The sequence below is a fragment of the Streptomyces sp. SID5643 genome (genome assembly GCF_009872555.1).
In the GTDB taxonomy this organism is placed as follows: domain Bacteria; phylum Actinomycetota; class Actinomycetes; order Streptomycetales; family Streptomycetaceae; genus Streptomyces; species Streptomyces iakyrus.
Genome location: NZ_WWIC01000087.1, coordinates 1 through 9,062 on the forward strand (window position 1 = coordinate 1; position 9,062 = coordinate 9,062).

General features: G+C 72.7%; 10 protein-coding genes. 5 read left to right on the top strand and 5 right to left on the bottom strand.

Features of this window, described 5'->3' with window-relative positions; genetic code table 11:
* On the top strand, positions 1-1,275 hold a 1,275-nt coding region (locus GTY56_RS10945; RefSeq protein WP_161364880.1), incomplete at its 5' end, for an MFS transporter.
* An 80-nt stretch (positions 1,276-1,355) separates the two neighbouring features.
* Positions 1,356-1,640 (top strand): DUF6332 family protein, encoded by a 285-nt coding sequence (locus GTY56_RS10950; RefSeq protein ID WP_161364881.1) that lies wholly within the window; start codon positions 1,356-1,358, stop codon positions 1,638-1,640.
* Here GTY56_RS10950 and GTY56_RS10955 read toward each other — a convergent pair.
* The 3 genes from GTY56_RS10955 to GTY56_RS10965 all read right to left on the bottom strand — a co-directional run bounded on the left by GTY56_RS10955 (position 1,601) and on the right by GTY56_RS10965 (position 4,307).
* Positions 1,601-2,266: a response regulator gene (locus GTY56_RS10955; protein WP_161364882.1), complete on the bottom strand. Its 666-nt coding sequence runs from the start codon at positions 2,264-2,266 to the stop codon at positions 1,601-1,603. The two genes, GTY56_RS10950 and GTY56_RS10955, sit on opposite strands and share 40 nt — an antisense overlap.
* Complete coding sequence (locus tag GTY56_RS10960; RefSeq protein WP_202510021.1) at positions 2,263-3,513, bottom strand: sensor histidine kinase; 1,251 nt, start codon at positions 3,511-3,513, stop codon at positions 2,263-2,265. Before GTY56_RS10960 ends, GTY56_RS10955 begins: the two co-directional genes overlap by 4 nt.
* A 101-nt stretch (positions 3,514-3,614) precedes the next feature.
* Positions 3,615-4,307 (bottom strand): TetR/AcrR family transcriptional regulator, encoded by a 693-nt coding sequence (locus tag GTY56_RS10965; RefSeq protein ID WP_161364884.1) that lies wholly within the window; start codon positions 4,305-4,307, stop codon positions 3,615-3,617.
* A gap of 172 nt (positions 4,308-4,479) precedes the next feature.
* Between GTY56_RS10965 and GTY56_RS10970 the strand changes: the two genes are divergently transcribed.
* A complete protein-coding gene (locus GTY56_RS10970; RefSeq protein WP_161364886.1) occupies positions 4,480-4,929 on the top strand; it encodes a nitroreductase family deazaflavin-dependent oxidoreductase in 450 nt (149 codons plus the stop codon).
* On the opposite strand, the gene GTY56_RS10975 is transcribed toward GTY56_RS10970, so the two are convergent.
* Entirely contained in the window at positions 4,913-6,154 is a 1,242-nt protein-coding gene (locus GTY56_RS10975; RefSeq protein WP_161364888.1) for a geranylgeranyl reductase family protein, read from the bottom strand. The genes GTY56_RS10970 and GTY56_RS10975 overlap by 17 nt on opposite strands.
* Before the next feature lie 190 nt (positions 6,155-6,344).
* Here GTY56_RS10975 and GTY56_RS10980 point away from each other — a divergent pair, with 190 nt between their 5' ends.
* Entirely contained in the window at positions 6,345-7,700 is a 1,356-nt protein-coding gene (locus tag GTY56_RS10980; protein ID WP_161364890.1) for a dipeptidase, read from the top strand.
* A gap of 60 nt (positions 7,701-7,760) precedes the next feature.
* On the top strand, positions 7,761-8,462 hold the full coding sequence (locus tag GTY56_RS10985) for an MBL fold metallo-hydrolase (protein WP_161364892.1): 702 nt from the start codon (positions 7,761-7,763) through the stop codon (positions 8,460-8,462).
* A 1-nt stretch (position 8,463) separates the two neighbouring features.
* Here the strand turns inward: GTY56_RS10985 and GTY56_RS10990 are convergent.
* A partial coding sequence (locus GTY56_RS10990; protein WP_161364893.1) for an oligopeptide/dipeptide ABC transporter ATP-binding protein occupies positions 8,464-9,062 on the bottom strand: 599 nt, incomplete at its 5' end.

Below are 9,062 nucleotides of genomic sequence, written 5' to 3' on the forward strand. Positions count from 1 at the left end.
CTGGGCGGCCGGGCCGCCGACCTGCTGGGCCGGCGCCAGGTCTTCCTGGTGGCCCTCGGCGTCTTCGCCCTCGCCTCGCTGCTCGGCGGTCTCGTCGACTCCGGGCCGCTGCTCATCGCCAGCCGCTTCATCAAGGGCCTGAGCGCGGCCTTCACGGCCCCGGCCGGCCTCTCGATCATCACCACCACGTTTCCCGAAGGTCCCCTGCGCAACCGCGCCCTGGCCATCTACACCACCTGCGGAGCCACCGGCTACTCGATGGGGCTGGTCTTCTCCGGTCTGCTCACGGAGGCCAGCTGGCGGCTCACCATGCTCCTGCCCGCCCCCGTCGCGCTGATCGCCCTGTTCGTGGGCATGAAGCTGCTGCCGCGCACCGAGCGCGAGCGCGGCCGGGGCGGCTACGACGTGCCGGGCGCCGTCCTCGGCACCGCCTCGATGCTGCTGCTCGTCTTCACCGTCGTCGAGGCGCCCGAGGTGGGCTGGGGCTCGGCCCGCACCGTCCTGTCCTTCGCCGCGGTGGCCGTTCTCCTGGCCGCCTTCGTGGCCGTCGAGCGGCGCAGCCCCAGCCCGCTGATCCGGCTCGGCGTGCTGCGTTCGGGGCCGCAAGTGCGGGCCCAGCTGGGCGCGTTGACGTTCGTCGGCAGCTACATCGGCTTCCAGTTCCTGGTGACCCTGTACATGCAGCAGCTGCTGGGCTGGTCCGCGCTGCACACGGCGCTGGCGTTCCTGCCGGCCGGCGCCCTGGTGGCGCTGTCCGCGACGAAGGTCGGAGCCGTCATCGACCGCTTCGGCACGGCCCGGCTGATGGTGCTGGGCTTCGCGCTGATGGTCACCGGGTACGTGCTGTTCCTGCGCATCGACCTCGACCCGGTCTACGCGGCGGTGATCCTGCCGACGATGCTGCTGGTGGGGTCCGGCTTCGCGCTGACGTTCCCGTCCCTCAACGTCCAGGCCACCAACGGTGTGGACGAGCACGAGCAGGGCATGGTATCCGGGCTGCTCAACACCTCGGTCCAGGTCGGCGGCGCGATCTTCCTCGCCGTGGTCACGGCGGTGGTGACCGCGAACTCCCCCGAGGGCGGCAACCCCTCTCCGCAGGCCGTCCTGGACAGTTACCGGCCCGGCCTGGTGGTCGTGACGCTCGTCGCCTTCGCCGGCCTGCTGATCACCCTCACGGGCCTGCGGCCCCGCCGGGACCGGACGTCCCCCGGATCGTCCGTCGTGGTCGCCAAGTCCACCCCGAAGGAGGCGGAGCGCGTCGCCGTCGGCGACTAGCGCAACCGGGGGGAACGCCTCCCACCGTGCGCCCGGCGGGCTGCCTTGCCCGCCGGGCGCACCCCTGCTTCACTCGCCGTATGACCAGCCACGGGGGACGGCGTACGCAGGCCGAACGGGACGCGATCACCGTCGAGATCGGATACGCGCTGTGCAGCGCGGCCTTCGCGGCGGCGGTGGTGTTCGGGGCCGTGGCCGGGCCCGCACTGCTCTTCGACCTGCCGGAGACGCCGGAGCGCCTGCTGCCGCTCGCCGGTTCGGTGCTCGCGTCGGTGCTCTTCGCCGTCCGGGTCGTCAGCGTGCTGGTCCGGTTCCGGAAGGACGGTCAGCCCAGCCAGCCCGGCCGCACCAGCCCCGACTCGTAGGCGAACACGACCAGTTGGGCCCGGTCGCGAGCGCCGAGCTTCACCATCGTGCGGCTGACGTGGGTCTTCGCGGTGAGCGGGCTGACGACCAGGCGGCGGGCGATCTCCTCGTTGGACAGGCCGATCCCGACCAGCGCCATGACCTCCCGCTCCCGCTCGGTGAGCCGGGCCAGGGCGCCGGCCGCCGCCGGTTCCTTGGAGCGGGAGGCGAACTCGGAGATCAGCCGCCGGGTGACGCCCGGCGACAGCAGGGCATCGCCCGCGACCACCGCCCTCACGGCGCGCAGGAGTTCGTCGGGCTCGGTGTCCTTGACCAGGAAGCCGGAGGCACCGGAGCGGATCGCCTCGAAGACGTACTCGTCGAGCTCGAAGGTGGTGAGCATGACGACCCTGACGTCCTTCAGGCCGGGGTCGCCGGTCACCTGCCGGGTCGCGGCGAGGCCGTCGAGGGCGGGCATGCGGATGTCCATCAGGACCACGTCGGGCCGCAGTTCGCGGATGCGGCGCACGGCCTCGGCACCGTCGGCGGCCTCCGCGGCCACCTCGATGTCGGGCTGCGCGTCGAGCAGCGCCCGGAACCCCGCCCGTACCAGTGACTGGTCGTCGGCGAGCAGTACGCGGATCACCGGTCCTCCTGTTTCGGTCCGGGAGAGGTGCGGGCGGCGGACGACGACGTGAGCGGCAGCACGGCGAGCACCCGGAACCCGCCGTCCGGGCGGGGACCCGCCTCGATGGTGCCACCCAGGGCGGCGGCCCGCTCCCGCATCCCCGCGAGGCCGTTGCCACTGCCGCCCGCGTCGTCCCCGGTCGCGGGCCCGTCGTCGTCCACGCGCAGTCGCAGCACCCGCGCGTCGTGCGCCAGGTGCACGCGCGCGTGCCGCGAACCCGAGTGCCGTACGACGTTGGTCAGGGCCTCCTGGACGATCCGGAAGGCGGCGAGATCCGTGCCGGGGGCGAGACGCGGCGGCTTCCCCTCGACGTCGACCGCGAGGCCCGCCCCCGCGGCCTGTTCCACCAGTTCGGGCAGCCGGTCGAGCCCGGGCGCGGGGGTGCGCGGCGCGTCACCGGGGGCGCGCAGCGTGTCGAGCACCTGGCGCACCTCGCCGAGCGCCTCCTTGCTCTGGTCCTTGATGGTGGTCAGGGCCGTGCGGGCCTGCTCGGGGTCGGTGTCGAGGAGCGCGAGGCCGACTCCGGCCTGCACGTTGATGACGGAGATGCTGTGGGCGAGGACGTCGTGCAGCTCCCGCGCGATCCGCAGCCGCTCCTCGTCGGCCCGCCGCCGCGCGGCCACGGCACGTTCGGCCCGGTCGCGGATCCACTGCTCGCGCCGCACACGGAACAGCTCCGACACCGCCGCGATGGCCACCAGCCAGGTGGCGACGACGATCTCCTCGCCCCAGGAGACGGCTGAGTCACCGGACGGCGGCAGCCACCGGAAGAGCCAGTGCGCCACCAGGACGTGCCCGGCCCACAGCATGCCCATCGCGGCCAAGGCCGCCCGGCGGTGCCCGGCGACGACGGCGCTGAAGCAGGCCAGGGCGACGGTGAGGAGCACCGGTCCGTAGGGATACCCGGCCCCCAGGTAGACCATGACGGCCGCCGCCGTGCCGAACACCACGGCCACCGGATACCGCTTGCGCCACAGCAGCAGCCCTCCGGCCACCAGCAGCAGCACCCGTGCGAAGGGATCCAGGTCCGCCCGCTCGCCCTGCTGTGCGTGGGCGGCGAAGCCCGAACCGACCAGGACGAACACGGTCACGAGCACCGTGGAACGCCAGGGCCATCGCGTCGCGGGGTGCTCCCACCGGTCCCACGGCGGGGACCCGTGCCGCCACCCCCGCGGCGGACCGCTCCGCGCGCTCTGCTCGTCCATACCGGCCACGCTAGACGCCACGCCGCCACAGTCGCGTCACCCCGGCGAGGTGATCAGGCGTACTCCCCGGGAAGTACGTGCGAGCGACCGAACCCGGTGACCTATCGGAGCCCGGGAACCAGCCCCACCCCCCGGGCGAGTTGTCCCACCGCGTGCCGGAAGAAGGCCTCCCGGTCCTCCACCACCCGGTTGAACTGGCCGAACAGCTCGAAGCCGACCAGTCCGTACAGCTGGGCCCAGGCGGCGACGAGGGCCGTGACGACTTCCGGGGGGAGGTCGGGGGCGAGGTCGGCGGCCATGCGCTCGGCCTCCGGGCGGAGCTCGTCCGCCAGCGCGGGCCGGCCGGGAACAGAGCCCCGGTGGGCGTCGCGGGCGATGCCGATGAGCAGCAGGCCGACGCGGGCGGCGGCCGGGACGGTGGTGTCGGGGGCCGTGTAGCCGGGGACGGGCGAGCCGTAGATCAGCGCGTACTCGTGCGGACGGTCCAGAGCCCAGCCCCGCACCGCCTCGCAGACCGAGATCCAGCGCTCGAAGGGCGGGTCCGCCGCATCGTGGGCCGCCTCGGCGCTCTCTCCGAGGGAGTCGTAGGCGTCGATGATGAGAGCGGTCAGCAGGTCGTCACGGCTGGGGAAGTAGCGGTACAGCGCGGAGGAGACCATGCCGAGCTCACGGGCCACGGCGCGCAGGGAGAGCCGGGCGGCGCCCTCCGCCGCGAGCTGTCTGCGGGCCTCGCCCTTGATGGCCGCGGTGACTTCGATCCTGGCCCGGGCACGGGCGCCCTGTGCGGTGCTCATGCCGGGCAGTCTCCCATGAGAACGGAGCACTGCACACAGAACGGAGCGGTGAACACAAAAGAGAGCAGTGCTCTTGCGCGGGCGAGGCGGGCTCGTGCACACTGACGCCAGAGAGAGTGAGAGCAGTGCTCACATAAGAGAGCACCGCTTCGCCGCCACCCGAGGGGGCCCCATGTCCACGCACGTCCAGAAGCCCGGCTGGTTCACCGTCAACGTCTTCAACCGCGTCGTGGCCTGGATGACCCGCCGCGGCATCAGCGTCTGGGGCTCCCGTGTCCTCGCCGTCCGCGGCCGCAAGAGCGGCCAGTGGCGCACCACCCCGGTCAACCTGCTGACTGTGGACGGCAAGCAGTACCTGGTCGCTCCCCGCGGTCATGTGCAGTGGACGCACAACATGCGCGCCGCGGGCGGCGGCGAACTGCACCTCGGCAAGCGCGTGGACGTCTTCACCGCGGTCGAGGTGGGCGACGACGACAAGACCCCGGTCCTGCGCGCCTACCTCAAGCGCTGGAAGGCAGAGGTCGGGGTCTTCTTCCACGGCGTCGGCCCCGACTCCCCGGACGCCGAACTGCGCCGCATCGCCCCCGACCACCCGGTCTTCGAGATCACTCCGGCGAACTGACCTCGCCGCCCGCGGCGGGACGGCGGTCCAGCGCGGTCAGGGCCCGCTGGGCGATCGGATACGCGCGGACGATCTCGCCCAGCGACGTCGAGCCCTGCGTGATCTCCTTGAACGCCTTCCACGCCGGGCGGAAGCCCGTCAGCGCTCCGTGGAACAGGCCGGGACGGCGCTCGAACACGGTCAGCAGCCGCTTGCCGACGCTCATCTCCACTCCGAGCCCGGCCTTGACGGCGAACGCGTAGTTCAGAGCCTGCCGGCGCGTGTCCACGGCGTCGTGCGCCTCGGCGATCCGCACCGCCCACTCCCCCGCGAGCCGGCCGGAGCGCAGCGCGAAGGAGATGCCCTCCCGGGTCCATGGCTCCAGCAGCCCCGCCGCGTCGCCGCACACCAGCACCCGCCCGCGCGAGAGCGGCGAGTCGTCGGCCCGGCAGCGGGTCAAATGCCCGGAGGAGATGCTCGGTTCGAAGCCGGCGAGGCCGAGCCGCCCGATGAACTCCTCCAAGTACCGCTTGGTCGCGGCGCCTTCGCCACGGGCCGAGATGACCCCGACCGTCAGGGTGTCCCCCTTGGGGAAGACCCAGCCGTAACTGCCGGGCATGGGGCCCCAGTCGATGAGCACCCGGCCCTTCCAGTCCTCGGCGACGGTCTCCGGCACCGGGATCTCCGCCTCCAGGCCGAGATCCACCTGACCGAGCTTGACCCCGACATGGGCCCCTATACGGCTGGCACTGCCGTCCGCACCGACGACGGCCCGCGCGAGCACGACCTCGCCGCCCTGGAGGACCACGGCGACCGTGCGCCGGTCCGGCACCGCCGAGCCGTGCTGCTCGACCCGCTGGACCGTGACGCCCGTCCGCAGCTCGGCGCCCGCCTTCTGCGCGTGCTCGACCAGCTGCTGGTCGAACTCGGGCCGGTTGATCAGCCCGAACAGCATCTGCTTCGAGCGGCGCGTGCGCGTGAACCGGCCGTTGCTGGAGAACGTCACCGCATACACCCGGTCGCGGAACGGCAGCTCGAAGCCGGGCGGCAGCGCGTCACGTGAGGGACCGATGATGCCGCCACCGCACGTCTTGTACCGCGGCAGTTCGGCCTTCTCCAGCAGCAGCACGCGTCTGCCGGCCACCGCTGCCGCATAGGCGGCCGAAGCGCCCGCGGGTCCCGCGCCCACCACGACGACGTCCCACACCTGCCGCACGTCGTCCGCCGAAGAGTTCTCGCTGCTCACGATGGTCTACTGCTCCCGATCAAGCCGCCTGCCGCTGTCTCCCGCATCCTACGGCGGCGGTCACCGCAGGCCGCTGTGGGAGGATCGGCGACGTGGGTGGCCCTTACACGGGGCCGCTCCCGCACCACACGATCATCGCGTACCGAGACGTACGCATCCGTACAACGTCGCACCCACGAGGAGCGTGCCCATGTCGTCGAATCCGGTCGCCGAGACCGTCGCCTCGCTGATGCCCAGGGCGAAGGAGGAGCTCACCGAACTGGTGGCCTTCCGGTCGGTGGCGGACTTCGACCAGTTCCCGAAGAGCGAGAGCGAGGGCGCCGCACGCTGGGTCGCGGACGCGCTCACCGCCGAAGGCTTCCAGGACGTGGCCCTGCTCGACACCCCCGACGGCACGCAGTCGGTCTACGGCTACCTGCCCGGCCCGGCCGGCGCCAAGACCGTCCTGCTCTACGCCCACTACGACGTGCAGCCGCCGCTGGACGAGGCCGCCTGGACGACGCCGCCGTTCGAGCTGACCGAGCGGGACGGGCGCTGGTACGGACGCGGAGCCGCCGACTGCAAGGGCGGCCTGATCATGCACCTGCTGGCGCTGCGCGCGCTGAAGGCGAACGGCGGGATCCCCGTCGGCGTCAAGGTGATCGCCGAGGGCTCCGAGGAGATGGGCACGGGCGGTCTGGAGCGGTATGCCGAGGCCCACCCGGAGCTGCTCGCGGCGGACACGATCGTCATCGGCGACGCGGGCAACTTCCGCGCCGGTCTGCCGACCGTGACCTCCACCCTGCGCGGTATGACCCTCGTCCGCGTGCGCATCGACACCCTCGCGGGCAACCTGCACTCGGGCCAGTTCGGCGGCGCCGCGCCCGACGCGCTGGCCGCGCTGATCCGGGTCCTGGACTCGCTGCGCGCCGAGGACGGTTCGACGACCGTCGAGGGGCTCTCCGGAAGCGATGCCTGGGAGGGTCTGGAGTACGGGGAGGAGCAGTTCCGCCAGGACGCCAAGGTGCTCGACGGCGTGGAGCTGATCGGGTCCGGCACGGTCGCCGACCGGATCTGGGCGCGGCCGGCCGTCACGGTCATCGGCATCGACTGCCCTCCGGTCGTCGGTGCCACCCCGTCCGTGCAGGCCAGTGCCCGGGCGCTGGTCAGTCTGCGGGTGCCGCCGGGGGTGGACGCGAGCGAGGCGACCAAGCTGCTCCAGGCACACCTGGAGGCGCACACGCCGTGGGGTGCGCGGGTGAGCACCGAGCAGATCGGTGAGGGCCAGGCCTTCCGCGCCGACACCTCCAGCCCGGCGTACCAGGCCATGGCGGCCGCGATGGCGGTCGCCTACCCGGGCCAGGAGATGCAGTACGCGGGGCAGGGCGGCTCGATCCCGCTGTGCAACACGCTGGCCGCCCTCTACCCGAGTGCGGAGATCCTGCTCATCGGGCTGAGCGAGCCGGAGGCGCAGATCCACGCGGTGAACGAGAGCGTGTCCCCCGACGAACTGGAGCGCCTGTCGGTGGCCGAGGCGCTGTTCCTGCGCAACTACGCGGCGGGCTGACCGCTCTGCCCGCAGCAGAAGGCCCTCGTCCCGGGACGGGGGCCTTTCTATGGTCGCCCCATGGAACTGATCGACCTGTCTCCCCGCCTGCACCTCCTGCGCTTCCCGGTCGGTCAGGCCTACCTCTGGCGCGACGGCGGCCGACTGACGCTGGTCGACGCCGGCCCGGCCGGCTCCGGAACACACATCGCCGAGGCGGTGACCGCCCTCGGCCTCGCCCCCCGGGACGTGCGGCGGATCGTGCTGACCCACTTCCACGAGGACCACGCGGGCGGGGCGGGCGAGTTCGCCGCGCTGAGCGGCGCCGAGGTGCTGGCCCACCGACTCGACGCGCCGGTCGTACGCGGGGACGTCCCGGGTCCGCCGCCGGTCTTCGAGGACTGGGAGCGGCCACTGCACCAGCAGGCGGCGAGGCTGCTGCCCGAGGGGGATTTCGCCCGGCCGCCGCGACTCACCGAAGTCTCCGGCGACGACGTGCTGGACATCGGCGGCGGGGCGCGTGTCGTGCACGTCCCGGGACATACGCACGGCAGCATCGCGCTCCACCTCCCGGAACACGGAGTGCTGTTCACGGGTGACACGGTCGCCGCGTCACCCGTCGACGGCACCGTGATGCCGGGAGTGTTCAACCTCGACCGCCCGCAGGTCCTCGCGGCCTGCCGCCTCCTGGCCGAACTGGACCCGGACGTGGCCTGCTTCGGTCACGGAGATCCGGTGACGAGGCACGCCGGCCGGGCGCTGCGGAACGCGGTGCACGGGTGACTCACCCCGTGGGCGACCCTGCCCGGCCGAGCGCCGGGTCCAGGACGATGTCCTCCTCGCGCGCGGCGACCGTGGGCTCCTCGGGGAAGTGGCAGGCGGTGAGATGGCCCGTGGGACTGCCCTCGGCCCGGGCCAGGGGCGGTTCCTCGGTGGCGCACTTGTCCTGTGCCTTCCAGCAGCGGGTGCGGAAGCGGCATCCGGAGGGCGGGTCGATCGGGGACGGCACGTCCCCGGCCAGCCGGATGCGTTCACGCCGCTCCACCGCGTCCGGGTCGGCCTCGGGTACGGCGGACAGCAGCGCGTGCGTGTAGGGGTGCCGGGGCCTGGTGTAGAGCGACTCCCGCTCGGCGACCTCCACGATCTTGCCGAGGTACATCACGGCGACCCGCTCGGAGAAGTGCCGTACCACGGCCAGGTCGTGGGCGATGAAGACGAAGGCGATGCCGAACTCCCGCTGGAGGTCCTGGAGCAGGTTGACGACCTGCGCCTGGATCGAGACGTCCAGCGCCGACACCGGCTCGTCGGCCACGATCAGCTTCGGCCGCAGGGCGAGGGCGCGGGCGATGCCGATGCGCTGGCGCTGGCCGCCGGAGAACTCGT

What these genes read in the sequence shown, in the direction of transcription:
- GTY56_RS10950 (WP_161364881.1), top strand. Translation starts at nt 1,356, where the DNA reads ATGACCAGCCACGGGGGACGGCGTACGCAGGCCGAACGGGACGCGATC.
- GTY56_RS10960 (WP_202510021.1), bottom strand. Translation starts at nt 3,513, where the DNA reads ATGGACGAGCAGAGCGCGCGGAGCGGTCCGCCGCGGGGGTGGCGGCAC.
- GTY56_RS10965 (WP_161364884.1), bottom strand. Translation starts at nt 4,307, where the DNA reads ATGAGCACCGCACAGGGCGCCCGTGCCCGGGCCAGGATCGAAGTCACC.
- GTY56_RS10970 (WP_161364886.1), top strand. Translation starts at nt 4,480, where the DNA reads ATGTCCACGCACGTCCAGAAGCCCGGCTGGTTCACCGTCAACGTCTTC.
- GTY56_RS10980 (WP_161364890.1), top strand. Translation starts at nt 6,345, where the DNA reads ATGTCGTCGAATCCGGTCGCCGAGACCGTCGCCTCGCTGATGCCCAGG.
- GTY56_RS10985 (WP_161364892.1), top strand. Translation starts at nt 7,761, where the DNA reads ATGGAACTGATCGACCTGTCTCCCCGCCTGCACCTCCTGCGCTTCCCG.